Consider the following 24,879-nt stretch of genomic DNA (forward strand, 5'->3'; position numbering starts at 1 on the left):
GAAAGTTTCTGACTAAAAATTGCTAAAGCTGTGAATCATTTTCAAGTCGAACTCAGGTTATTACTTTGCTTTGATTACATCGGGACTTTTGTATTTGCCATTAGCGGGGTATTAACGGCAGCCGACAAACGCCTCGATTTTTTTGGCGTTACCGTTATTGGCTTTGTTACTGCTGTTGGTGGCGGCACACTGCGCGACCTTTTGCTGGGCGATACGCCGGTAGCCTGGATGCAAACCAACAACTATTTCTGGGTGATAATTGCAGCCGTAGCAGTAACTATAATTTTTCGCAGGCATGTAATGAAATTAAAACGTACACTGTTTTTATTTGATACGATTGGTATTGCAACCTTTACTCTATTGGGCCTCAAAAAAGCCTTGCTCTATCAAATCGATCCCTCAATGGCGGTGTTAATGGGTTTATCGTCGGCAGTGGTTGGCGGAGTAATACGCGATATTCTTTGTAATGAAGTACCTTTAATTTTTCATCGCGAGATTTATGCCACAGCCTGTATTGCAGGAGCTCTGGTTTATTTGCTGTTAAGTAACATTGGTATTGCAGAAATAATCAGCGAAACGGCAACGGTAGTTTCCATTATCACTATTCGAATTTTGGCTATTCGTTTTAACATTGCTTTACCGCGCCTGATAAATAATTAACGCCGCATTTTACCAACATGCCCGCGGTATTTTAATCAATACTTAAAAGGTTAGCACATCTACCATTCAACCAACGAGAAACCTAAACCAACAACCGTTTGCCGATGATTGTAATCGATCATACTTTCGCCATACCCCGAAAATACCTGTGCCCTAACTTTTAAATTTCCATAAACACGCACGGCATAGGCTATTTTCAGGCTTCCCCGGTTATTCTCACCAAAACGCAAACTATGGCGGGCAGTACAGTTGAAATGATAAATTCCTTTTTGCCAGGCAAAAACGGCCTCGCTGCGTCCCATATAATTTTCTATTCCCGGATTATCATCTTCATCAATACTTTCAGGTAAACGCCACCATGGTTTAACCACAAGCGAAGAATATTCGCCCTGCAAAGCCACCTGGGCAATAATGCGGTTCCAGCTGCGCGACAAGGGGTTTGACCTGCCATTGCTTTGGTGATTAAGGCCGATGCCAACAAAAACGCCTTCCATTCCAAACAAGCGATAATTTACCGGAAGAATAAACATCAACTCGGGTTCGTAGTTGGTTTCGCGAAAGGGGCGCGACAGGTCGGTATTAAAAACCTGCCAAAACGAAGCCTGGGTATACCCTACCCACACATCGCCTCCGCGCCTGGCCCCAAATAAATTATTAAAGACCTTGGTTTTCAGGCTCAACTGAAAAAGCTGCTCTGTTTTGTTAAGCGGTATGGGCTCGGTAATATTTCTGTCGGGATTATCGCTGTAAGGCAAACGATTTACATTATTCGACACTTTACCGGCCAAAAGATAAACCGGCTTGTAGGTATGTATTACAAATAAATCGGCATTGGTTTTTGCGTTTTCACCCAGATCCCAGTGGTCGGCTAAGGTTTTTTCTTCCTTGCCAAACAGTTCCTGCGATAGTGCCACTTTTGTAAGCAAAAGCAACATTGTGGTGAGTAATGCTAGTTGTAATCGCATGCCTTAGCTCTTATTTACGAATATAGTTATTCGCCTATTCCCTTCAACAGGTATTGTATAATTAGCTAACATGTTTTAACACTTTATGCTTGCGCTCGGCCCTTTTACTTTGCCTTAAGCAAAGAAAAATATGGAGGAGGCGAAAAAATACGGGGAAGATTGCTGCCATTAAAAATATTGGCAACTACATTTTACTTACTGTCAGCACAGGTTTTAGCGAATAGCTTCCATTTCCTTTTTCCACCACCGATTTTTCGGCATCAAAGTCAAGCAGCATATTAAATGTTTCACCATCGGCAATTGAATCGTGTACATTTACTTTCAGGCCGGATTGTTGGGCAGAAGGTGTATCCAATTCGAGGGTATCCCCATCAATTACGATTTGATTATTCTCTCCCAAAACCATTCGAATTTGCGTTAAATATCCTGCCGTAATTTCGTCGTCAGACAACTGAATGCTATTGCCATCGGTAAACATAAGCAAATCAATTTGGCCCATTGTATCCAGTTCCAGGTCTACCCACTCGCCTTCTGTGGTATCAGCATCATTTATGTTTATGCGCAATTCCTGCACATCAACCAACACCGCATCATAATCCCCCGGAGCATCGGTTAAATTTACGATTATGGTTCCATTTCCCGACTTATCTGTATCAACATCGCTACAGGCAACAATAAAAACGGATATAATAATAAAGGCTGCTACTAATCTTTTCATATCATTTATGTGTTACTAATGCAAATATAACGCAATGGAACAAAAAATGTTATTTGGTAAATTTTCATTTCAGTGTAATATATCTTAACTTATTGGTACTAAAACAAAAAGAAAACAACCACTCCGTTTCCGATGCATAACGCAATAATTCAACAACAAAAAAATAAATTTACATGAAGAAACTGCTTTTACTCAGTAGTGCACTGTTTCTATTACTTAGTGCACAAGCTCAAATTAGCGCAAAACTAATGCGCTACACCGATGTCTCGAACGAGCAAATTGCTTTTGTTTACGGGGGAGACATATGGCTGGTTGCCAAAGAAGGGGGAACAGCCATTCAGCTCACCAATTCTCCGGGAGAAGAATCGTGGCCGAAATTTTCGCCCGATGGTTCAGAAATTGCATTTACCGCCAGTTACAATGGAAATTCTGATGTGTATGTAATTCCGGTTACGGGAGGCATACCAACCCGCGTAACTTATAATTCATTCTCCGATAGGTTGGTCGACTGGCATCCAGGTGGCAATAAGCTACTGTTTGCTTCAGCACGCGAAAACGGCATTGGTCGTTTAAACCAGTTTTTTATGGTAGATAAAGAAGGTGGCTTCCCCGAAAAACTAAAAATCCCTTACGGAGAGCTGGCCAGCTTTTCGCCGGATGGAAATCAACTGGCGTACATCACAAAAATTACGGAAAACTACCCGTTTAAACGCTACCGCGGCGGATTAACTTCAGACATCATTTTGTTTGATTTTGCGACCGAAAAAACCACACGCATTACCACCGACGAGGCGAACGACGGGAAACCAGGCTGGGCCGGCAATAAGGTCTACTTTTTATCCGACCGTGGCGAAAACATGCGTTTAAACATTTGGGAATACAACACACAAAATCAAAACATCAGCCAGGTTACTTTTTATAAAGATTTTGATATTTCCTTTCTGTCGGCCGGACCTGAAGAGTTGGTTTACGAGATGGGAGGAGACCTGTACCTTATGGATTTGAACAGCCAGCAATCGCGAATAGTAGAAGTTAAGGTTATCAGCGATCTTTCGGTAGAAATGCCAAGCAAACAAGATGTTAAAGGAAATATCTCGAACATGACTGCAGCGCCGGAAGGCAAACGTATTGTTTTTGAAGCCCGCGGCGAATTATTTAATGTACCGGTTAAAGAAGGTTTCTCGATTAACCTTACCCGTTCGAGCGGTGCTTTTGATCAGAATCCGGCATGGTCGCCCGATGGCAAAACAATTGCTTACTGGAGCGATCGCTCGGGAGAATACGAAATATGGCTGCAAGACAGCCAGAGCAAAAATGCGCCAAAACAACTAACAAAAAGAGGAAAAGGCTTTGGCTATCGATTATTTTGGTCGCCCGACAGTAAAAAAATTGCCTTTATCGACGAAACCAACACCATTTCAATAATTGATACGGAAAATGGAGCGACAACAGTAGCCGGCAATTACAACTGGAATATTGGGCACGGAGGCCGTTTTGGATTTCCAATATCGTGGTCGCCCGATTCGAAATGGATTACCTTTAGCCAGGGACTCGACAATGCCAACGGCTGCATTGTTGTTTTTAACCTGGAAGAAAAGAAGCTGACACAGCTTACCAGCGGATTTTATGATGATGGCTACCCCGTTTTCAGCACCGATGGCAAATACCTGTTCTACCTCACTAACCGCACCTTTAACGCAGCCTACTCTTCGTTAAGCGACGGCACATGGATTTATCCGAACTCCACACAAATTGCATCCATCGGACTGAAAGCCGATACCCCGTCATTGCTTGCGCCAAAGAACGACGAAGTGACAATAAAGGAAGAAAAGAAAGACAAGGAAAAAGAAGCAGACAAAGAGGATAAGAAGGAAGAGGCTAAAAACGATGACAAAAAGGAAAAAGAAGAGGATGGTGTAAAAGTAGAGATTGATTTTACTGACATAGAGAGTCGCCTTGTTTTATTACCGCCCAAAGCAGGCAATATCTCTGCCCTGCTCCCATTCGAGGGCAAATTGGTGTACCTGCGCCGCCCCAACACCGGATCGGGCGAACGCGCTTCGGCTTTACACTTTTTCGACATGAAAGAACGCGAAGAAAAAGAAGTAATGAGTGATGTTAGCCGGGTGGTGCCTACTGCCGATGGCAAACAAATGCTGGTGAGCTCAAAAGGAAAATATGGCATTATTAAGGCTGCTGCCGGACAAAAAATAGACAAGCCCATCCCAACCGATGGTTTAGTGATGGATTTGGTGCGGAAAGAAGAGTGGAAACAAGTGTTTATGGATACCTGGCGTCGCCACCGCGATTTCTTTTACGACCCCAACATGCAGGGAGTTGACTGGGAAGCCATGCGCGACCGCTACGCCAAATTGGTAAACGATGCCCGCACACGTTTGGATATCACCAATATTCAGTTAAACCTGGTTGCCGAATTAAGTGCCGGCCACACCTACGCAGGTGGTGGCGATGTGGAACGGGCTCCTTCGCGGGGTGGCGGATTTCTTGGCATCAACTGGGCAATGGATGGTAATGGTTACAAAATTGGTAAAATTCTGAAACCAGCTGCCTGGGATACTCAAACCCGTTCTCCGTTTAATCAACCCGGAATTGATGTTAACGAAGGCGATTATATCCTTTCAGTTAACGGAATTGGCCTTGCCACAGACAAAGATCCGTATGCGGCGTTTGAAGGTCTTTCGGGAAAAACCGTGGCACTTCAGGTTTCATCCACCGGAAAAACCGAGGATGCAAAAGAAGTAATAGTTGAACTGCTTAGTGCCCAACAGGAAAATAATTTGCGCTATTTAAACCATTTAGAGAATAACCGCAAACTGGTAGAAGATCTGTCGGATGGGCAGTTGGGCTATATTTATATGTCCAACACTGCCGGGCAGGGCCAACTGGAACTGGTAAAAATGTTCTACGGACAGCTGGATAAAAAAGGATTTATCCTTGACGAGCGTTTTAACGGAGGCGGACAATTGGCCGATCGTTTTCTGGAACTGTTGCAGCGCCCGGTTACCTACAACCTGCATTGGCGCCACGGAAAAGACCATACCAACCCGGTTAAAACAAATACCGGGCCGGTGGGTATGCTTATTAACGGCTGGGCCGGATCAGGCGGCGATGGCTTACCCTGGGCATTTCAGGAATTGGAAGCAGGGCCTATTGTTGGCGAACGCACGCTGGGCATTTTGGTTGGACCTGCAACCGGTCATCGTTTGATTGACGGAGGTTCGATAACCGTTCCCGGAGCTCGTTTATACGATAACGACGGACATTGGTTTTGGGAAGGCGAAGGCGTACGCCCTGACTTTAAAGTGTGGGACGACCCCAATATGCTGATGCAGGGACGCGACCCGCAAATGGAAAAAGTAGTAGAAGAAGTAATGAAACTGGTGAAAGAAAACAAACACCTGATGACCCCGGCGCCGCCATTGGAAGACCGTTCGGCAAAAGGATTGAAAAATTAAATAAACACCAAAATTACATGGAATAAGAAAGGAGATGACTGCATGCAGACATCTCCTTTTTTAAAATAGTGCTGGAAAAGACATGATTTCGTTCTCCAGTCCATCTCCACCCAATCAAACAACATTTAAAGCTTTACAATCCACTGCCTTACCAGCCCTAAAAACTGTTCATGATTGGACAACATTGCAGGATGTCCTCCTTTTTCAAAGAGGTAAATTTTAAGCCGTCTATTTTTCTTCTGAAGGTCAAGATAGATATCCTCAAGATAATCGCAATATTCATCTTCCCTGCTTCCGGTAAGCCATGTCGGGACAGAAAGTTCAGCGATTGGTTTATGAAAAAATGAATGGCCTCTTTCTGCAAAGCGAAGAAGCATATCGGTATCCAAATCAACAATTTTTTCCCAATCCTCGCCATGGTTATGTTGCCAGAAAGCCACTGCATCGCTGTTTCTTTTGGCTTCTTCTCTGTCTGTCTTCAGGTCATTAATAAAGGTGTTTAACGGATACGCTCCTTCAAAACTATCGGCCACAATGGCTTTAATTCGTGCAGGAGCTTCGAGTCCCATATTTAGTGCCACCAGCGCACCTCCGCTAGTTCCAATTACTGTTACTTTTTCGGTATTCGTTTCATCAAGAAGCGCCAGACAAACCATGGCATTGTAGTACCAAAAATCTGTTTCAAACTGCTCCAGTCTGTCTGATTTGCCATGCCCGGGAAAATCTATGGTAATCACTTTAAAGTTGTTGGCATATTCTTCTATTACCGGGGCAAACATACCCGACGAGGCAGTATTTCCCTGAAGGAGCAGAACAGGTTCTCCTTCCCCTTTAATATCGTAATTCACTGTTAATCCGCGAAATTGAAAAGACGACATGACGATGCTAATTTTATGGTTTTACAATTAGTCAGACTTAAAGTTATTCTGTTACAAAGCTGTTATAGTTTCATGGTTAATAGTTTTAATGGTTAGCAATTAAATCAGCTATTACCGGACGTGTTTTTTCAATTCTTTCCAGGTCGAGCGCCAGACCCAGTGGTTCGTATACCTTTGCAAAATATTCATAAATTCCTTTTACCATTTCAAAAGGTGCCTGTACCGATTGTACAGCGGTAGCGCCTGAATTATTTACTACGGAAACAGGAATGCCTTGTTTTAACAGCATTGTAACTATTTCTGTGCGGCAGAAAAAAGCAGCAGTATGCAGAGCGGTTGAACCGTCGTTATTGGTAACATCCAGCCGGGCACCAGCCTGAATCAACTCCCGGGCAATTTCCGTTTTTCCGAACACACAAGCTGTCATTAAAGGGCTCGATCCGCCGGCAGGTTCTTTTTCATTTAAATCAGCTCCGGATGCGATTAGAGCCTTTACTGTCTGTAAATCGCCTGCAATCACCGCCGCATGAATACTATTTCCGCTTTGAGGCAAAGCTTCTGTTTCTGTTGTTTTCTGATCTTCATTGTTTTCTGTTGTTCCCGGATAAGCATTAAAAGCAGCAAATATAATTACTAACGAAAGTACACCGGTGGCCACCGTTTTGGCAGTAATCTGGCCATTACGAACGTTTCGCCACGAGCTGATAAGGAAATTCGACAAGCCAAAAGTAAGTAAGTACACCATTACAAATTTAAGCATTGAGGGAATTGGCAATCCTACCAGCGACAAGGCAACCACACCAAGAACAATAGTATGAATAATATAAACCGAGTAAGAATTGCGGTTAAGTTCATCCATAAGCGCATACCTTTTATTAAAACTGTGACGAAAACTGTACAGAAATATGTACAATAGTGTAAGTTGCGAGAGCAGCCCAAAAGCATAGTAAGCTACACGGTCGGCAAATTGCGAAATGAAATAATAATTTCGCTGCGGATCGATGATATTAAAAAAGGTGTTTAATGCAACCGCGGTAAACAAGCCAAGTGCTAGCGTAAGCACAACATTGGCAACAATATAAAGTCGCTTGTTCTTTTTATTTGATTCGAATACTTTTAATTTGTAACACAGTGACCCCAGTAAAAACGACATAAAATAAACGAGCAGTCGTTCGCGTTGAAAGTGAAAAACAGCCGAATCATACCATCCGTTTAAGCCGAACTGAGCTATACTTACGCTGTACACCACACCAAGCACAAACATGACAACAACAGCAGCTTTAAGGTTAATTCTTAAGGAGAGTACTTTTGATTTTGCCAACACCAGGTAAATCACCTGGAACATAAACAATACAGGTAAAAACCACAACCAGTTTTGAGCCGGGTTATTGGCATAAAAACTCAGGTCGCTGCCTGCCCTTTCAAAAAAGTGAAAGTACGTAAACCACTCTTCCTGAGGCAATCCTCTTGAATACAGGAAAATAAACTTGTAAGCCGGAATTAAAGTAAATACGGCAATTACCCAAGGTATTAAAATCCGCTTAACTTTCGATTTAATAAACTCAACTGATGTTTTCGCCTTTAACGACATCGGAATTAAATATCCGGAGATAAAAAAAATGATAAACATGATAAATAAATCAAGATAAAGACGAATCAAACCAATTGAATTGGCTTTTACCGGATCTACAACAATCCAGGAGTTTTGCAATACATGTTCATAAACCAATCCGGCGTGTAAAACCACTACCAGAAAAATCATAACTGTTCTTAAATGGTCGAGAAAAAAAATACGTGTTTTCATTTGTTTAAAATTTTTTGATTTCTGAATGTTCAAAATCCCGATACATCGGGACAGGAACTCACATAAATTTTGATCATTCTTTTTTGTGAATTTAGAATGAGGAAAATTCATGTTCGTTTCATAATTTGTTTTTTTGTGGAAATCGTTAGCGCGATGTCCGTTGTTTTTATTGATGTAAAGGTCGGGCGAAGCGTGATGCAGGTCTAATGAACTATGCAGCGAAGTATATGAAGTTTGCTGAGGGGGTATAAATTATGATGCAAGCGTATAAATTATGAAGCAACAGCTGACGCAAAGCCCTGACAAACTGAATTGTAGCGCAATTTAAAAAGCATATGCAAACATAAAAAAACAAGCTGCAAAAAATTAAATATGAACGAAAGAATGGATTGGATAAGGGACAAACAAACAGTTTTTGTATTTTTAAGATCATAATTATCCGAAGCTATCAACTATGCCTGGTCTTACTTCCGCTGAAAAAAATTTTCTAAGCCAAATTACACAACTTGTTGAGGAGAACATATCGAATGAGCAGTTTGGGGTTTCCGAACTGGCCGAAGCGGCAGGCATGAGTCGATCAAACCTTCTACGCAAAATCAAAAAAATAACCGATTTATCAGCCAGCCAGTTTATTCGCAATGTCAGGTTAAAATATGCCTCAGAATTACTGGAGGAAGGGGCCTGGACAGTATCAGAAATTTCGTACAAAGTGGGTTTTGGCAGCCCCTCGTATTTTATCAAATGCTTTCGCGAGCTGTATGGTTACCCTCCGGGCGAACTTGGCAAACACCAGGAAGCAGATGCAGAAAACCTGGAAGAGCAGGCAGAGGTGCCCCCACTTGTTCCGAAGAAAAAGTTTCCGTTTACACTGATTTCCTTTTTTGCTATCGTACTAATTGCAGCCGTTTTATATGTGGTGTTACGCCCTGCCTCGCCGGGTAAAGCCAACATAAAATCAATTGCCGTGTTGCCCTTTTTAAACGACAGTAACGACACCAGCAATGTGTACATTATTAACGGATTAATGGAAGCCACGCTTAACAACCTGCAGCAAATAAACGATTTGCGGGTAATCAGCCGAACCTCGGTTGAATCCTACCGCAACAACCCAAAATCCACGGCAGAAATTGCCCGCGAGCTAAATGCCACTTACCTGGTTGAAGGTAGCGGACAAAAAATTGACAATCAGATTCTGCTTAATATTCGTTTAATTGACACCCGAACAAATAATGACTTATGGGGCCAGCAATACCGGCGAGATACGGAAGACATTTTTTCGCTACAGGCCGATGTAGCAAAAAATATTGCTGAACAAATTGAAGCCATTGTAACACCTGAAGAAAGCAAACGGATTGAGAAAAAACCGACCGACAATCTGCAAGCCTACGACCTGTTTTTAAAAGGACTGGATTTTTTGAGAATACCTACGGAAGATAATTTACAAAAGGCTGTCCCTCTCTTCAAAACAGCAATTCAGGAGGATAAAGAATTTGCCCGTGCCTATGCCGGAGTTGCCATCTCTTTTTTTATGCTTGACCGGGGAAAATCGGTAAAACAATTTGCAGACTCGATAAATTACTATGCCGACCAGGCCTTGTTTTACGACTCGAAACTCCCCCAGAGTTTAACGGCCAAAGCATTGTTTTACATGGCGCACAACGAATACGAGCTGGCACTTCCCTATCTGGAAAAGGCACTGGAAATCAGTCCCAACTCAGATGTAGTTTTGGCCTTCATGGTTGATTTATATGTAAACTATTTACCCGATACGGAAAAATACCTGGAGTATGCCTTAAAAGGACTCGAAATTGATATTGTGGCGGCTTACGACTCTGGTGCGGCAAGCTATAGTTATTTGCATATCAGTAATGCTTTTATACAATCAGCATTTATCGATGAGGCCCAAAAATATATTGATATCTCACTGGATCTTCTTCCTGAAAATCTTTACTCGCAATATGTAAAAGCCTACATTCAGTATGCACGTGATGAAGATATGCAGCGGCTAAATAAGACTTTACTTGCCATTTTTGAAAAAGATAAAAGCCGACTGGATGTGCTGCAGGAGGTAGCAAAATCCTACTACTACCTTGGCGATTTTGAGACAGCCGCCCTGTACTACAAACCTTTTGTTGAAGCCAGGGAGAAATATAAGCTGGACATTTATCCTTCGGAAAATGGGAAAATTGCCTTAACCTTTGATAAAACCGGCGAAAAGGAGTTAGCTGATAAATATTTTAATCGATACAAAACATGGGCTGAAAAAGACCCTTCTGTATATCGCAACTATTCATTGGCCATGTACTATTCCTATTTAGGCGATACAGAAAAGGCAGTGGAATTCCTCGATAAATTTTCGCAAAAAGACAAATTCAACTATTGGATTGTTCTTTTTACAGCTGTTGATCCGCTATCTGAGAATATGCAACTTCATCCGCAGTATAAAAAGATATTTGCCAGAATTGAGAATAAGTTTGAGAATTACCACAAAAGGATAAAAAAATCGCTTGAAGTAAAGGACTTGATTTAAAAAGAAAAAGCCTCTCATCAAAACTGATGAAAGGCCATTCTGTTTACATTATAGAAAAAGAAAATAGTATTATCGAACAACTATTTTCCGGGTAATTGCAGCTCTTTCGCTTTCCATTAAAACAATATAAACACCGGGAGTGAACGATTGAACATCAATTCTTTCGTTGCTTGACATTACTGCTCGTTGCAGAACTGTTTTTCCGGTAAGGCTTATTATTTTAATAAACGCCGATGGCTCAGTTGTCTGTATATTTAACACATCATCCACCGGATTTGGAAAGATTTTTAAGTCCGACTTCATAATTGAGTTAACTGAAGTGGTAGTCAGATCAGGCAGAATTACCTTGTCGATAACATGTACTACTCCGTTCACTGCTTCCAGATCAGTTCCGGTTATTTGGCTAACCCTACTATTTGGATCGGTAATACTGGCTCCACCATTCAGATTAATAACAATCTCTTCTTGCTGCAGTGTTTGCGCCATAAATCCATCCGATAAGTCTCCGGCCATCACTTTGCCAGGTACAACGTGCATTAATAAAACAGCTTCCAGTGTTGCGGCATCAATTTCGTCCAACGAAGTATACCCCAGTTCGGCAAGCAGGTCCTCAAAAGCAGCATCGGTTGGGGCAAATACCGTAAACGGACCATCGCCCTGTAAGGTTTCTACAAGTCCGGCAGCTACTACTGCAGCTTCCAATGTGGTGTGGCTTTCGCTTTCCACAACAATGTCAACAACGGTTTTTGTGGTGGGCAGCAATACCGCATCAATTACATGAACCACACCGTTAGTGGCTTCAATATCTGCTACGATTACCTCGGCGCCGTTAATAAATACACCTTCATTGCTTACTGTTACCGTTAGGTTTTGGCCAAGTACTGTTTCAATTTTCTGGCCATCCATCAGGCTGCCACTCATGGCTTTGGCAGCAACCACATGGTACAATAAAATATCGGTTAGCTGGCCGCCCGGTTCTGCCAGTAAGGCATCAAGTGTTCCTTCGGGCAAAGCATCAAAAGCGGCATCGGTTGGGGCAAATACCGTAAACGGACCATCGCCCTGTAAGGTTTCTACAAGTCCGGCAGCTACTACAGCAGCTTCCAATGTGGTGTGGCTTTCGCTTTTCACAACAATATCAACCACCGTTTTTGTGGTGGGCAGCAATACCGCATCAATTACATGAACAACTCCGTTGGTAGCTTCAATATCTGCAACAGTTACCTCGGCGCCGTTAATAAATACGCCTTCAGTACTTGCTGTTACCGTTAGATTTTGTCCAAGTACTGTTTCAATTTTCTGGCCATCCATAAGGCTGCCACTCATGGCTTTGGCAGCAACCACATGGTACAATAAAATATCGGTAAGCTGGCCACCCGGTTCTGCCAGCAAGGCATCAAGTGTTCCTTCGGGAAGTGCTTCAAAAGCAGCATCAGTTGGGGCAAATACCGTAAACGGACCATCGCCCTGTAAGGTTTCTACCAATTCGGCAGCTACTACTGCGGCTTCCAATGTGGTGTGGCTTTCGCTTTCCACAACAATGTCAACCACTGTTTTTGTGGTGGGCAGCAATACCGCATCAATTACATGAACAACTCCGTTGGTAGCTTCAATATCTGCTACGGTTACCTCGGCGCCGTTAATAAACACACCTTCACTGCTTGCTGTTACCGTCAGGTTTTGGCCAAGTACTGTTTCAATTTTCTGGCCATCCATCAGACTGCCACTCATGGCTTTGGCAGCTACAACGTGGTACAATAAAATGTCGGTAAGCTGGCCGCCCGGTTCTGCCAGTAAGGCATCAAGTGTTCCTTCGGGCAGTGCTTCAAAAGCAGCATCAGTTGGCGCAAATACCGTAAACGGACCATCGCCCTGTAAGGTTTCTACCAATTCGGCAGCTACTACTGCTGCTTCCAATGTGGTGTGGCTTTCGCTTTCCACAACAATGTCAACTACGGTTCCGTATTTTGCAGTCATCATATCCTTAACCGCAACTGGCCAAACACCAGGAGAAGGAACGCTTACACCTTTATTGTCACCACGCATCATCATATCCTGTCCAAAATAGTAGAGTGGCCATCCTTTGTATGCCAGTTGTCTTTTGCCATACACATCAATTATGGTAAAGTCAGCTGGATCAAGAACTGAAGGTACAACTACCTCTTCTTCCTCATAAATAGGCCAAATGGCATTTTTTGCAAATTCGGAATCAGTAAAATTATTTTTATTGTAGTTATCCTGTATCCAGGTATATAAAGTGGCGCCTTTGTCATCGCTAAAATACTGGGTCATTTCGCTTCCCGGGTTATAATCGCCTTTGTAATCCACATTATCATTTCCTGTGAGTTGATCATCAACCAACATGATTGTATAATCAGGCTTGGCTACAAACCATTTTCCAATAACACCATCGCCCATTACCTGGCCCGGCAATGAATCTTTCACAAAATAATACAATGGCCAGCCTTTGTAGGTTGTTTGCATGGCACCATCCCCTCGATCAATGGAGCTAAAATCAGCTGAATCCAGCTCATTGGAATAATCCATATCGCGGGCATAAAACACCGGCCAATTCGCCAAGCAACCATCGTCACAAAACGAACTTCCATCAGCATCCTTTGTAAAGAAGTAGAGAGTGTAACCAAAAGCGTCGGTTAAAATTTTTCCATGCCTCGTGTCCTCCATCAGTTTTACCTCATTTGAAGGTAGCAAAACAGCATCTATCACATGAACAACCCCGTTTGTTGCTTCAATATCTGCAACTGTTACCTCGGCATCATTGATGAATACACCATCACTCTCAATGCGAATTCGAATATCTTTTCCTAACACAGTTTCAATTTTCTGACCATCCATCAGACTGCCACTCATGGCTTTGGCAGCAACCACATGGTACAATAAAATATCGGTAAGCTGGCCGCCTGGTTCTGCCAACAAGGCATCAAGTGTTCCTTCGGGAAGTGCTTCAAAAGCAGCATCGGTTGGGGCAAATACCGTAAACGGACCATCGCCCTGTAAGGTTTCTACAAGTCCGGCAGCTACTACTGCAGCTTCCAATGTGGTGTGGCTTTCGCTTTCCACAACAATGTCAACAACGGTTTTTGTGGTGGGCAGCAATACCGCATCAATTACATGAACCACACCGTTAGTGGCTTCAATATCTGCTACGATTACCTCGGCGCCGTTAATAAATACACCTTCATTGCTTACTGTTACCGTTAGGTTTTGGCCAAGTACTGTTTCAATTTTCTGGCCATCCATCAGGCTGCCACTCATGGCTTTGGCAGCAACCACATGGTACAATAAAATATCGGTTAGCTGGCCGCCCGGTTCTGCCAGTAAGGCATCAAGTGTTCCTTCGGGCAAAGCATCAAAAGCGGCATCGGTTGGGGCAAATACCGTAAACGGACCATCGCCCTGTAAGGTTTCTACAAGTCCGGCAGCTACTACAGCAGCTTCCAATGTGGTGTGGCTTTCGCTTTTCACAACAATATCAACCACCGTTTTTGTGGTGGGCAGCAATACCGCATCAATTACATGAACAACTCCGTTGGTAGCTTCAATATCTGCAACAGTTACCTCGGCGCCGTTAATAAATACGCCTTCAGTACTTGCTGTTACCGTTAGATTTTGTCCAAGTACTGTTTCAATTTTCTGGCCATCCATAAGGCTGCCACTCATGGCTTTGGCAGCAACCACATGGTACAATAAAATATCGGTAAGCTGGCCACCCGGTTCTGCCAGCAAGGCATCAAGTGTTCCTTCGGGAAGTGCTTCAAAAGCAGCATCAGTTGGGGCAAATACCGTAAACGGACCATCGCCCTGTAAGGTTTCTACAAGTCCTGCAGCTACTACAGCAGCTTCCAATGTGGTGTGGCTTTCGCTTTCCACAACAATATCAACCACCGTTTGATTGACGGCTTTCATCTCGCTTGCCTTTAAATTTAAAAGGCTTACGGAGAACATTACGAAGAGAAAAAGTAAAATTTGTTTCATGAGTATATTTTTAATTGTTTAATCTTTAAACCACACAGTTAAACAATAGTTCAATCTTTGTTTAACTTTTATAGGTTTTTAAATAAACATTTTAATTCAACAATACTCAAAAACCCTTCACAAACCCCATTTTAAGTGCGAACAATAGATTTAAACTACACAAAAACACATTTAGTTAATTTTTGTTAATTTATCCATTCCAACACTTGTTTTATAAAAGTTTTTATCTGCTAAAGATTAAGATTTTGGGAGATTACCAATCTGCAGGTATAAAAAAAGCTCCTTGCCAATAAAGGCAAAGAGCTTTTCCAATCTTATATTTTATTAATTACACCAGCTGAACATCTTCCACAATCTCCTGACCTTTTTTAATGGCCTCCAGGTTTAGCGGAATTAATTTATGGTAACGTTCTGGAAGCGATTTTTCCAAGCCTTTTTCAACGTTATCTAACGAAAGAATGGGTCGCACTTTAAGGTAGCTACCAAATACAATCATATTAAAAACCTTTGGGTTCCCCATTTCAACTGCTGTTTTTGTCGCCTCAACCTTAAAAATATTAATATCGGTACGTGTTGGCGGATGAATTACTCCATTGGGATCATACAATAATGTACCGCCAGGTTTTACCGCCTGCTCAAATTTATCCATACTTTGCTGGTTGAGAATAATAGCAGTATCAAATTGTTGTAAAATAGGCGAACTAATCCGGGTATCGCTTACAATTACAGTTACATTGGCAGTGCCCCCACGCATTTCAGGTCCGTATGATGGAAACCAGGTTACCTCTTTGTCTTCCATAATACCTGAGTAGGCCAAAATTTTCCCCATCGAGAGCACACCTTGTCCACCAAATCCGGCAATTATCATTTCTTCTGTCATAGCTTCAATTTTTTAATTTTCCGAATGTTCACCTTTTACACTGTCTTTTAAGTCGCCCAACGGGTAGTATGGCAGCATATTTTCTTCCATCCATTTATTCGATTCCACGGGCGTCATTTTCCATCCTGAGTTACAGGTAGAAACCACTTCAACAAAAGAAGTTCCTTTTTTATCCAACACGTTTTGGATGGCTTTTTTGAGCGATCGTTTACATTTACGTGCTGCCGGAGCGGTATGAACCGCCTGGCGGGTTACATAAGAAGTACCCGGTAACTGCGCAATCAGGTTGGTTATTCTCATCGGATAGCCATTCAAATCGACATTACGCCCACCGGGAGTGGTAGAAGTTACCATACCCTCAAGCGTAGTTGGGGCCATCTGTCCACCTGTCATTCCGTAAATTCCGTTATTTATAAAAACCACCAACATATTTTCGCCACGGTTACAGGCGTGCATAATCTCTGCCGTACCAATCGATGCCAAATCGCCATCGCCCTGGTAGGTAAATACAAAATTATCGGGATTTAAACGAACAATACCGGTTGCTACTGCCGGTGCACGACCATGCGCCGCTTCCTGCCAATCCACGTCGATATAATTGTACGCAAACACAGCACAACCAACCGGCGCAACACCAACGGTACGGTCTTGTATGCCCATTTCCTCGATTAACTCAGCCAGGATTTTATGTACTACGCCATGCGAACATCCCGGGCAGTAGTGCATAATATCATCATTCAATACATCTGATTTTTGATAAACCAGATTTTCAGGCTTTATAATTTCTTTAATATCCATAATTTCCTCCCGTTTAGTAACTGCGTTTAACACCATAACTTAACTCCCACGAAAACTTGTTTTCCAAAGCTTCAACTACCTCATCCGGTGTTGGAATAATTCCTCCCATGCGGCCAAAATGATCAACACGGGCATTGCTTCCGGCTTCGTAAACTGCCAGTTTAATATCCTCCACCATTTGTCCGGCACTCATTTCTACCGATAAAAATCCTTTGGCTTTTCGGGCCAGTTCTTTAATGGCTTTTTTAGGAAAAGGGAATAAGGTTATCGGACGCAACAAACCTACTTTTAAGCCTTTTGCCCGTGCCTGTTCAACAGCTTTCTGACACACGCGCGACGAGGTTCCGAAGGCAACAATAATAAAGTCAGCATCATCACACTGAATGGCTTCGTAACGCACCTCTTCTTCTTCCATCTGGCGGTACTTCTCCTGGAAACGTTTGTTATTGTCTTCCATTTTATCAGAGTCCATTTCCAGCGAGGTAACAATATTTTTCTTGCGGCTGCCAGGTTTACCGGTAGTTGCCCAGTCGCTATATTTTTCGGCAATTTCTTCCTTTGTCCAACGCGGTTTTTGGTCGGCCAGCTCTACTTTCTCCATCATTTGGCCAATGGCACCATCGGTTAAAATCATGGCCGGATTACGGTATTTAAAAGCCAGTTCAAACCCCAGGTCAACAAAGTCGTTCATTTCCTGCACTGAAGAAGGCGCCAGTACAATCATTTTATAGTCGCCGTGCCCACCTCCTTTTACCGTTTGAAAATAATCGGCCTGCGAGGGCTGAATCGTTCCCAAACCGGGGCCGCCGCGCTGCACGTTTACCAGCAAACAAGGCAACTCGGCACCGGCAATGTACGATATTCCTTCGGCCATAAGGCTAATACCAGGGCTCGACGAAGAGGTCATAACTTTTTTTCCGGTTGCTGCTGCACCATATACCATGTTTATCGAAGCAACTTCGCTCTCGGCTTGCAATACCACCATCCCGGTTTCGTTCCAGGGTTGGCGGGCCATAAGCGTTTCCATCACTTCTGATTGAGGAGTTATGGGATAGCCAAAATAACCATCGCAGCCACAGCGAATGGCAGCCTCGGCCAACACCTCGTTTCCTTTCATTAATCTTAATTCTCCCATATCTGATTTTTTATTTGTCGATTGTTGATTGATTCCCCTTAGCTAGCTTGCTTTAACGCGATAAATAGTAATGCACGTATCAGGACAAACAACGCCGCAATTGGCGCACCCAATACAAGCATCCGGATCTTTCATATACGAATAATGGTATCCCTTGCTATTCACCTCTTTATGCAACTCCAACACATCGTGTGGACAAGCGCCAACACACAGGCTGCAACCTTTGCAGCCTTCCTTATCAACAACAACTGCTCCTTTTACTTTTGCCATTTTTATAAATATTTTGTAACAAAATTAATATTCTGAACGACGTAAAAAACCTATAAAAATCAGGTTCTTAGACTTTTACCAACCGTAGTTTGAGTTTTTAATTTTTATGGGATTTTTACTTTCAGATTCGAATTTAATCACAGTAATTTTTTTTGAGTTCTTACTCAGTGGACAAAACTATTTTATACAACATAAAATGTGTGCAACTATTGTTGCTTTCTGCCGGGAGATTTTTTAACAATAGCTGTGTTGCGTTGGGTAAGACAAGCGTACTCTTTTAAATTTTGAAGTTGGATGGTATTGCCGGAAAACCGGCGAGTAAGGTATAGCTGCTAAATTGTAAGTTGGTGATAAAATGTAACTCTTGCCCTGTCCGGGCAGGACATCCTTTCTCCTTTGGTGAGAAAACAAGCAAAGAATCATGAAATAAAACTTGTCGTTTTTTCAATGTGGATTAATGAGCCCGACTGACGGACTTTTGACAAGCAAAAAAAGAACAATAAGAGTGGAGGCCTTTTATAAAAGGAACGTTCATGTACAATTGCAAAAAAGACCCGACATATTGCCGGGCCCTTATCAATAGACTTGGATCGGTTACTTTCTGCAGTAATTATTCAATATCACCTACATCGATATTTACGGCTTTGGTGATTTTGCCAATGTTCTGCGGATCGATTATGCCGCTGATACTGATTAAGGCATTATCGTCGCCGCCAACTACCAGCAAAAGGTCTGAAATTTTGCCGTTGCCGGCATCCTTGGCTAAAAAGCGAACCACCTCGTCGGCTTCGGTTACTTCCATTAGCACCTCAAAATCGTTGTTTTTAAAGAAACCTTCTTTGTTTAATTCCTCGTAAAAGTCGAGTTCTTTATTCAGCTCATCGTCTTCTACCGACAAGATGCGAATTCCGTTAAGTCCCGATAATAATTCCTGGGTATCTTTATCGCCTGTTTCAAGCTGACTGGCAAATCCGAGCAATTTTCCCGAAATGTTAACGGTGGTAAATCCTTTCTGGTTGGCATACTTTTCAAACAATTTGTCAACCGGGCTTTTTTGTGCAAATACTGCCATGGGCAATACAACTGCAAGAATAAATAATAACTTTTTCATGATATTCGTTTTTTAATTGTTTACACTTTCTTTTCTGCGGCACAGCGGCAGATTGCGCGCCAACTGCCTGCCGGCTTTTTCTCTATTTTATTTCTATCTCTTTTCTTTTTTACAAACTGTCGGTTTCCTGTAAGGTTTGTACCTTTTCAGGCCCTTCAACATTTCTAATTCCTTCGTAAAACTCCACAATGGGCTCAGTGGCTTTTTTTACCGGTTTGCTTCCTTTCTTTAGTTTTTCAAATTCTGACAGATGTACAAGCCCCTGGTTATATTTGCTACCAACAAAGTGTAGCGTTTTAGTTGCGTAGGCATAGGCTTCTTCCGGGTCGCTAAAGGTATCGTCGAAAGGTTTTTGCTGCTCCTGATAAAACAGAAAACCACCCAGCACAATGATTACCGATGCGGCAATGCCTGTAACCATTTTCCACATGTTGCGGTATTTTGTTTTATCGCGGTGTTCGTTTTCAAGAATATAATCCATTACCTCCTCTTCAATATCCGGATCGTTCTGTGCGGCTGCCAGCTCCGAAATTCCACCAAAAAATTCGGCATAGACTGCCAATTCTTCGGCCACCTCACCCGAGCTGAAGTAAGCATTTAATTGTTGCTCTTCAGCTGTGGTGCTTTCGCCGTTAAAGTAGCGTTGCAGTAATTGTAGTATTTCTTGTGTTTCCATCATTTTCATTAATCTTTAAAAATTCGTCGCGCACTTTTTTTCGTGCCCGCGACAGGTTTACCCTAATCGCATTAATCTTAAGCCCAGTAGCTTCGGCAATTTCGTCGTACGACAGTTGTTCCAGATCGCGCATTTGCATTACCGTTTGTTGCAGCCCCGGCAGTTGTTCAACCAGCTTTTTTATTTGTGTTGCTGTTTCGCTTAACTCAACTTTTGAATGAACGTCTATGGTCTTTTCTTTTAACTTCCTGTCGGTTTCAGCATCAATCGGTACTGTTTTATTGGCCCTAATCACATCCAGACACCGATTTCGGGTCATCCGCATGGCAAAAGCTTCAATATTCTCCACTTCGTCGAGTGTTTCCTTTCGTTGCCAAAGCTTCAGAAACACATCCTGAACCACATCGCGTGCCTGATCTTCGTCGTGTAAAAAGTGCGTGGCAAAACGCAACAACTTTTTACTTACCGGCAATACCTTTGTTTTAAAATCTTTGGCAACCATGTGCTCTTTTGTTTTGTTTCCGTTTTTTGCTTGTTTTCAAAATTAAGACGTAGCAGGAATAAAAGCATTACATGCTGTGGTATTTTTTTTTGGATTTTGTTTTCATTAGGAAAGTTCTGATAGCAAAAAAGGCCGCCATTGGCGACCTTCCCTTATAATCTGTTCAATTGCTTCAGTTTTACAGCAAACCCCGTCCTTTTAATAAAGGTTCAATTCCCGGTTCTTTGCCACGGAAATTCATATACAAGGTCATCGGGTCGTCCGAGCCGCCAGCCGACAACACGTATTTACGGAAAGCAGCTGCTGTTTTTTGGTCGAACAATCCGTTTTCTTTAAAGGCATCAAAAGCATCTTTATCCAACACTTCGGCCCACAAATAGGCGTAATACCCTGATGAGTAACCACCGGCAAAAATATGCTGAAAATAGGTACTGCGGTAACGTGGTGCAATTTCCGGAATCAAACCGTATTTGTCCATCGACGTCTTTTCAAAAGCGCGCACATCCATGTTTGGCTCCACGCTTTCAAGGGTATGGTAATCCATATCCAGCAGTCCGGCAGCCAAAAACTCAACCGTAGCAAAGCCCTGGTTAAAATGCGCTGCGTTATTTATTTTTTCCACCAGGTCATTCGGAATTACTTCGCCTGTTTGGTAATGTTTGGCATATAAGGCCAGCATTTCCGGTTCAAACGCCCAGTTTTCCATAATCTGCGAAGGCAGCTCCACAAAGTCGCGTGCTACAGAAGTTCCCGACAAGGTTCTCGATTCGCAATTGGAAAGCAAACCATGTAAACCGTGCCCAAACTCATGAAACATGGTTAACACCTGGTCAAGGCTCAACAGCGAAGGTATGTCGTCGGTTGGTGCCGGAAAGTTGCAAACGTTGGTAATTACAGGAATTACATTTTCGCCCTCAATAACTTGTTGTTTGCGGAACGAGCTCATCCATGCGCCACCGCGTTTACTTGGGCGGGCAAAATAATCGGTGTAAAAAATACCAATGGTACTTCCATCAGCTTCTTTTACTTCAAAAACTTTTCCATCCGGATGGTATTTAGGCAAATCGGTGCGTTCGGTGAAGCTAATGCCCCAAAGTTTATTGGCCAGCGCAAAAATCCCCTGCTGCACATTATCCACCTCAAAATAAGGTTTTACATCTTCTTCACTCAGGGCATATTTTTCCTGGCGCACTTTCTCTGCGTAGTACCACCAGTCCCAGCCTTGTATTTTTATACCTGCTCCTTCTTTATCGGCAATAGCCTGCATATCGGCCACTTCGTTTTTAGCTACTGGCAGGGCTTTTTCCCACACTTTGGTAAGAATATCGTAAACATTCGCCGGGTTTTTAGCCATGTTTTCAGCTAAAATATATTCTGCGTGATTGTTGTAACCAAAAAGCTTGGCGCGCTCGCTGCGTAACTCAACGGTGCGGGCAACAATTTTATTATTGTCGAATTCATTTTCGTTATCGCCTTTCATAATGTAACCTTTGTAAAGCTTTTCGCGGTAAGCGCGGTTTGGCGAGTACGTAAGAAAGGGGTACAAACTTGGTCGACTAATCGTAAAAATCCATTTTCCTTCCTGTCCTTCTGCTTTGGCTGTTGCTGCGGCCGCCGAAATGGCAGCAGCCGGAAGACCTTCCAGTTGAGCCTCATCTTCAATAACCAATTTAAAGGCATTGTTATCTTTTAGCACGTGTTCGCCAAACTGTACTGAGAGCGTGGCCAGCTCATTATTAATTTCACGCATACGGGCTTTTTTATCGGCCGGAAGTTCAGCTCCACCACGTACAAATGTTTTGTATTTTTTCTCTAACAAACGCGCCTGCTCTGTATTTAAATCCAGATTTTCGCGTTGCTCGTACACCTCTTTTACGCGTTTAAACAGACCTTCATTCAGGTTAATGTCGTCGTAATGCGCCGATAGCAATGGCTCAATATCCTTTTCAATAGCCTGAATGCTGTCGTTGGTGTGTGCACTGCTTAAATTACTGAATACATTATAAACACGATTCAGAAAAGCACCTGATTTATCCAAAGCCAACAGGGTATTTTCAAATGTTGGTGCTTCGGTGTTGTTTACAATCGCATCAATCTCCTCTTTGTGCAAACGCATTCCCTCGGCAATGGCCGGTCTGAAATGATCGTCTGTAATCTCATCGAAAGGCGGTACACCAAAAGGAGTACTCCATTCTTTAAAAAACGGATTTTCCATAGTTTCTGAACTTTCTTTTTTTTGGGTTGCAAATGCTGCAAAAGCCAACCCTGCAATAAAAACAAAAAATAGCAGTTTTTTCACTTGAATATAATTTAGTTAATATTTCGTATTTCAAACATATAAAATCTCGGCTTACTAGTTAATGGTCGATGCCCGTGGAACGCGCAGGATAATTTATTTATGTCCTTTTGCGTTCCTTAAGCCATGCACCTTTCATCTCATTAAAATTAGTTGTTTTCTATGTGTAATATGCTCCATAAGCATTGCGATATGCGAACTCGCATGATTTTAATTAGTGGCCTGTGTGTAAAGACTTTCGCATGCTCGTTTCCTGTTTTCAATAATTATTGAATTTTCAAATTGTTGCGCAAGATAATACATTTAACTACAACCATAAATGACAGATTTCAAGTTTTGTTTGCTTTTGAATGGCTGACAGAAGCAGTTAAAATTTTCCCATCTCTTGCATTTTCCTATTTTTGCGCTGTGCAGAAACGTCATTCTTTTTACCATATTATTCTTTTCGCATGCCTGCTGCTTCTCAGCCAGTTATGTCAGGCCGGCAATATTCAGCGAAGTAAATCCGTGCCACTGTTAGCAGGAGCTGCGGATTCACACCTCACTTTTCACAACGATTCTAACCACCAGATAAATTTTCGGTACGCCGATAAACAAAGAGGACTGAAGCCTTTTATTGTTCCCTCTGCTCTTATTGCAACAGGAACCTTGCTCCATTTTTCCGATGCAAAATACCGGTTAAACGATTGGCGATCAGAACATTTTAACTACCAGGGAAGCCTCGATGATTATTTGCGCCTCGGACCGGTGGCTGCCGTGTATGCCCTGAATGCTTTTGGTGTAAAAGGAAAAAATAACCTGGGCAACCAAACCGCACTACTGCTAAAAACGATGGTGCTTACCAGCGTGGTAACAAAAGGACTAAAAAACCTGACTGCAGTAGAACGGCCGGGAGGCGATGCCGGCTCCATGCCATCCGGACATACCTCCATTGCTTTTGCTGCGGCACAGTGGATGCACCGCGAGTACGGCGAACGAAGCACCTGGTACAGCGTGGGTGCTTATGCCTGCGCCACTACTGTAGGTGTAATGCGTGTGGCCAAAGGCAGTCACTGGGCGTCAGATGTGCTGGTTGGAGCAGGATTGGGTATGCTTACCACCGAATTTATCTACCTTACCCATCAGTATAAATGGGACCGCGAACACCTCCGCAATTTCGATATTTTCCCCTTTCAGCTAGGACAGCAAAAAGGCCTCTCCCTCGTTTACCACTTCTAAATATCAATCACGCCCCCCATTCAACCATTCAGAATCGCCCGTTCACCCTCTCTCCCACTCGCCACATCTCCCCCTCGCCCTCTCCCCCCCTCAATCCCCCATTAACTCATCCTCTTCCAATTCCCAATCCTCAACTCACCCCATCTCCCCATCTCCTCTTCAATCCTTCATAAACTCCCAATTCCTCACTCGGCCATCGCCCCATTCGTCCTCTCACCCCCTCGCCCCATTCGTCCTCTCACCCCATCGCCCTCTCTCCCCATCGCCCTCTCGCCCATTCGCCCCCTCGCCCCCAATCCCTCCATCAAAAAACCCACCCCCTTATTTCTAAAAACATTGCGCTAAATAAACCTGACAGAAGTCCATTCTTTTTCTTCATCATATTTTTTAATTTTGTAAACTTTACAGATAGCAACTAATGACTGATAAGCAAGCACATAAGCAATGGCATGTGGTATACACCCGATCGCGTGCAGAAAAAAAAGTCCTGCGTGAACTTCACGACTGCAAGATCGAATGTTTCCTGCCCATGCAAAAACAACTCCGGCAATGGAAAGACCGCAAAAAGTGGGTGGAGATGCCATTAATCCCGGGGTATTGTTTTGTAAATATTTCCCGAAAAGAATACGACCAGGTACTGCAGTTAAGCAACGTTGTTCAATACTTAAGATTTGAACGTAAAGCCGCCATTATTAGCGAGCAGGAAATTGAAGCGCTGCAAACCATGCTGCACCAGTTTGATTTTGAAGTAGCGATAACCATGGAAAATTTCGAACCCGGCAAACGTGTGGAGGTTATTAAAGGGCCTATGGTTGGACTAAAAGGAGAGCTGGTGGAGATGCGCGGTAAAAATAAATTTGCCCTGCGACTGGAACAAATTGAGACCTCTTTCCTTGTAGAAATTCCGGCGCACTATTTAAGTGCAGTTCCGGAACTCAAAAAATAAGACGAAACTTAGGAGTATTG

Annotated in this window: 18 protein-coding genes; 5 read left to right on the forward strand and 13 right to left on the reverse strand. The window is 42.9% G+C overall.

What is annotated here, in order from left to right; all coding sequences use genetic code 11:
• Nucleotides 1-30 precede the first annotated feature (30 nt).
• On the forward strand, nucleotides 31-660 hold the full coding sequence (locus QZ574_RS06135) for a trimeric intracellular cation channel family protein (RefSeq protein WP_297087869.1): 630 nt from the start codon (nucleotides 31-33) through the stop codon (nucleotides 658-660).
• Between the two features lie 59 nt (nucleotides 661-719).
• On the opposite strand, the gene QZ574_RS06140 is transcribed toward QZ574_RS06135, so the two are convergent.
• Nucleotides 720-1,625, reverse strand: coding sequence for a phospholipase A (locus QZ574_RS06140; RefSeq protein ID WP_297087871.1), 906 nt, complete (start codon nucleotides 1,623-1,625; stop codon nucleotides 720-722).
• Nucleotides 1,626-1,809: 184 nt separating this feature from the next.
• Nucleotides 1,810-2,343 carry a DUF4382 domain-containing protein gene (locus tag QZ574_RS06145; RefSeq protein WP_297087873.1) on the reverse strand — a complete coding sequence of 178 codons (534 nt, stop codon included), beginning with the start codon at nucleotides 2,341-2,343 and terminating at the stop codon, nucleotides 1,810-1,812.
• Between the two features lie 173 nt (nucleotides 2,344-2,516).
• Between QZ574_RS06145 and QZ574_RS06150 the strand changes: the two genes are divergently transcribed.
• Entirely contained in the window at nucleotides 2,517-5,819 is a 3,303-nt protein-coding gene (locus QZ574_RS06150; protein WP_297087875.1) for a S41 family peptidase, read from the forward strand.
• A 125-nt stretch (nucleotides 5,820-5,944) separates the two neighbouring features.
• Here QZ574_RS06150 and QZ574_RS06155 read toward each other — a convergent pair whose 3' ends face one another.
• Together QZ574_RS06155 and QZ574_RS06160 are read right to left on the reverse strand one after the other, a co-directional pair.
• The gene (locus tag QZ574_RS06155) at nucleotides 5,945-6,697 is read right to left on the reverse strand and encodes an alpha/beta hydrolase (protein ID WP_297087878.1); all 753 of its coding nucleotides are present in this window, start codon (nucleotides 6,695-6,697) and stop codon (nucleotides 5,945-5,947) included.
• A gap of 85 nt (nucleotides 6,698-6,782) precedes the next feature.
• Complete coding sequence (locus tag QZ574_RS06160) at nucleotides 6,783-8,501, reverse strand: acyltransferase family protein (protein ID WP_297087880.1); 1,719 nt, start codon at nucleotides 8,499-8,501, stop codon at nucleotides 6,783-6,785.
• Nucleotides 8,502-8,955: 454 nt separating this feature from the next.
• Between QZ574_RS06160 and QZ574_RS06165 the strand changes: the two genes are divergently transcribed.
• Entirely contained in the window at nucleotides 8,956-11,031 is a 2,076-nt protein-coding gene (locus QZ574_RS06165) for a helix-turn-helix domain-containing protein (RefSeq protein ID WP_297087882.1), read from the forward strand.
• A gap of 69 nt (nucleotides 11,032-11,100) precedes the next feature.
• Here the strand turns inward: QZ574_RS06165 and QZ574_RS06170 are convergent, their stop codons facing one another.
• The 9 genes from QZ574_RS06170 to QZ574_RS06210 all read right to left on the reverse strand — a co-directional run bounded on the left by QZ574_RS06170 (nucleotide 11,101) and on the right by QZ574_RS06210 (nucleotide 22,698).
• On the reverse strand, nucleotides 11,101-15,027 hold the full coding sequence (locus QZ574_RS06170; RefSeq protein WP_297087883.1) for a fasciclin domain-containing protein: 3,927 nt from the start codon (nucleotides 15,025-15,027) through the stop codon (nucleotides 11,101-11,103).
• A gap of 328 nt (nucleotides 15,028-15,355) precedes the next feature.
• Nucleotides 15,356-15,907 (reverse strand): 2-oxoacid:acceptor oxidoreductase family protein, encoded by a 552-nt coding sequence (locus tag QZ574_RS06175; RefSeq protein WP_297087885.1) that lies wholly within the window; start codon nucleotides 15,905-15,907, stop codon nucleotides 15,356-15,358.
• 12 nt (nucleotides 15,908-15,919) lie between these two features.
• Nucleotides 15,920-16,705, reverse strand: coding sequence for a thiamine pyrophosphate-dependent enzyme (locus QZ574_RS06180; RefSeq protein WP_297087887.1), 786 nt, complete (start codon nucleotides 16,703-16,705; stop codon nucleotides 15,920-15,922).
• Between the two features lie 13 nt (nucleotides 16,706-16,718).
• Nucleotides 16,719-17,840, reverse strand: coding sequence for a 3-methyl-2-oxobutanoate dehydrogenase subunit VorB (locus QZ574_RS06185; RefSeq protein ID WP_297087889.1), 1,122 nt, complete (start codon nucleotides 17,838-17,840; stop codon nucleotides 16,719-16,721).
• A gap of 42 nt (nucleotides 17,841-17,882) precedes the next feature.
• Nucleotides 17,883-18,110, reverse strand: coding sequence for a 4Fe-4S binding protein (locus tag QZ574_RS06190; protein ID WP_297087891.1), 228 nt, complete (start codon nucleotides 18,108-18,110; stop codon nucleotides 17,883-17,885).
• A 610-nt stretch (nucleotides 18,111-18,720) separates the two neighbouring features.
• Nucleotides 18,721-19,221: a DUF4252 domain-containing protein gene (locus QZ574_RS06195; protein ID WP_297087893.1), complete on the reverse strand. Its 501-nt coding sequence runs from the start codon at nucleotides 19,219-19,221 to the stop codon at nucleotides 18,721-18,723.
• Nucleotides 19,222-19,330: 109 nt separating this feature from the next.
• Nucleotides 19,331-19,900, reverse strand: a complete 570-nt coding sequence (locus tag QZ574_RS06200) for a hypothetical protein (RefSeq protein ID WP_297087895.1) — start codon at nucleotides 19,898-19,900, stop codon at nucleotides 19,331-19,333.
• The gene (locus QZ574_RS06205) at nucleotides 19,854-20,399 is read right to left on the reverse strand and encodes a sigma-70 family RNA polymerase sigma factor (protein ID WP_297087897.1); all 546 of its coding nucleotides are present in this window, start codon (nucleotides 20,397-20,399) and stop codon (nucleotides 19,854-19,856) included. The genes QZ574_RS06200 and QZ574_RS06205 overlap by 47 nt, the downstream gene beginning before the upstream one ends.
• Before the next feature lie 178 nt (nucleotides 20,400-20,577).
• Nucleotides 20,578-22,698, reverse strand: a complete 2,121-nt coding sequence (locus QZ574_RS06210; RefSeq protein ID WP_297087899.1) for a M3 family metallopeptidase — start codon at nucleotides 22,696-22,698, stop codon at nucleotides 20,578-20,580.
• A gap of 504 nt (nucleotides 22,699-23,202) precedes the next feature.
• Between QZ574_RS06210 and QZ574_RS06215 the strand changes: the two genes are divergently transcribed.
• Both QZ574_RS06215 and QZ574_RS06220 read left to right on the forward strand, forming a co-directional pair.
• Nucleotides 23,203-23,913, forward strand: a complete 711-nt coding sequence (locus tag QZ574_RS06215; RefSeq protein ID WP_297087901.1) for a phosphatase PAP2 family protein — start codon at nucleotides 23,203-23,205, stop codon at nucleotides 23,911-23,913.
• A gap of 418 nt (nucleotides 23,914-24,331) precedes the next feature.
• Entirely contained in the window at nucleotides 24,332-24,859 is a 528-nt protein-coding gene (locus QZ574_RS06220) for a UpxY family transcription antiterminator (RefSeq protein WP_297087903.1), read from the forward strand.
• Nucleotides 24,860-24,879: the final 20 nt, after the last annotated feature.

The organism is uncultured Draconibacterium sp. (assembly GCF_913063105.1).
Taxonomy (GTDB): domain Bacteria; phylum Bacteroidota; class Bacteroidia; order Bacteroidales; family Prolixibacteraceae; genus Draconibacterium.

What these genes read in the sequence shown, in the direction of transcription:
- QZ574_RS06140 (WP_297087871.1), bottom strand. Translation starts at nt 1,625, where the DNA reads ATGCGATTACAACTAGCATTACTCACCACAATGTTGCTTTTGCTTACA.
- QZ574_RS06145 (WP_297087873.1), bottom strand. Translation starts at nt 2,343, where the DNA reads ATGAAAAGATTAGTAGCAGCCTTTATTATTATATCCGTTTTTATTGTT.
- QZ574_RS06150 (WP_297087875.1), top strand. Translation starts at nt 2,517, where the DNA reads ATGAAGAAACTGCTTTTACTCAGTAGTGCACTGTTTCTATTACTTAGT.
- QZ574_RS06155 (WP_297087878.1), bottom strand. Translation starts at nt 6,697, where the DNA reads ATGTCGTCTTTTCAATTTCGCGGATTAACAGTGAATTACGATATTAAA.
- QZ574_RS06160 (WP_297087880.1), bottom strand. Translation starts at nt 8,501, where the DNA reads ATGAAAACACGTATTTTTTTTCTCGACCATTTAAGAACAGTTATGATT.
- QZ574_RS06165 (WP_297087882.1), top strand. Translation starts at nt 8,956, where the DNA reads ATGCCTGGTCTTACTTCCGCTGAAAAAAATTTTCTAAGCCAAATTACA.
- QZ574_RS06170 (WP_297087883.1), bottom strand. Translation starts at nt 15,027, where the DNA reads ATGAAACAAATTTTACTTTTTCTCTTCGTAATGTTCTCCGTAAGCCTT.
- QZ574_RS06175 (WP_297087885.1), bottom strand. Translation starts at nt 15,907, where the DNA reads ATGACAGAAGAAATGATAATTGCCGGATTTGGTGGACAAGGTGTGCTC.
- QZ574_RS06180 (WP_297087887.1), bottom strand. Translation starts at nt 16,705, where the DNA reads ATGGATATTAAAGAAATTATAAAGCCTGAAAATCTGGTTTATCAAAAA.
- QZ574_RS06185 (WP_297087889.1), bottom strand. Translation starts at nt 17,840, where the DNA reads ATGGGAGAATTAAGATTAATGAAAGGAAACGAGGTGTTGGCCGAGGCT.
- QZ574_RS06190 (WP_297087891.1), bottom strand. Translation starts at nt 18,110, where the DNA reads ATGGCAAAAGTAAAAGGAGCAGTTGTTGTTGATAAGGAAGGCTGCAAA.
- QZ574_RS06195 (WP_297087893.1), bottom strand. Translation starts at nt 19,221, where the DNA reads ATGAAAAAGTTATTATTTATTCTTGCAGTTGTATTGCCCATGGCAGTA.
- QZ574_RS06200 (WP_297087895.1), bottom strand. Translation starts at nt 19,900, where the DNA reads ATGATGGAAACACAAGAAATACTACAATTACTGCAACGCTACTTTAAC.
- QZ574_RS06205 (WP_297087897.1), bottom strand. Translation starts at nt 20,399, where the DNA reads ATGGTTGCCAAAGATTTTAAAACAAAGGTATTGCCGGTAAGTAAAAAG.
- QZ574_RS06220 (WP_297087903.1), top strand. Translation starts at nt 24,332, where the DNA reads ATGACTGATAAGCAAGCACATAAGCAATGGCATGTGGTATACACCCGA.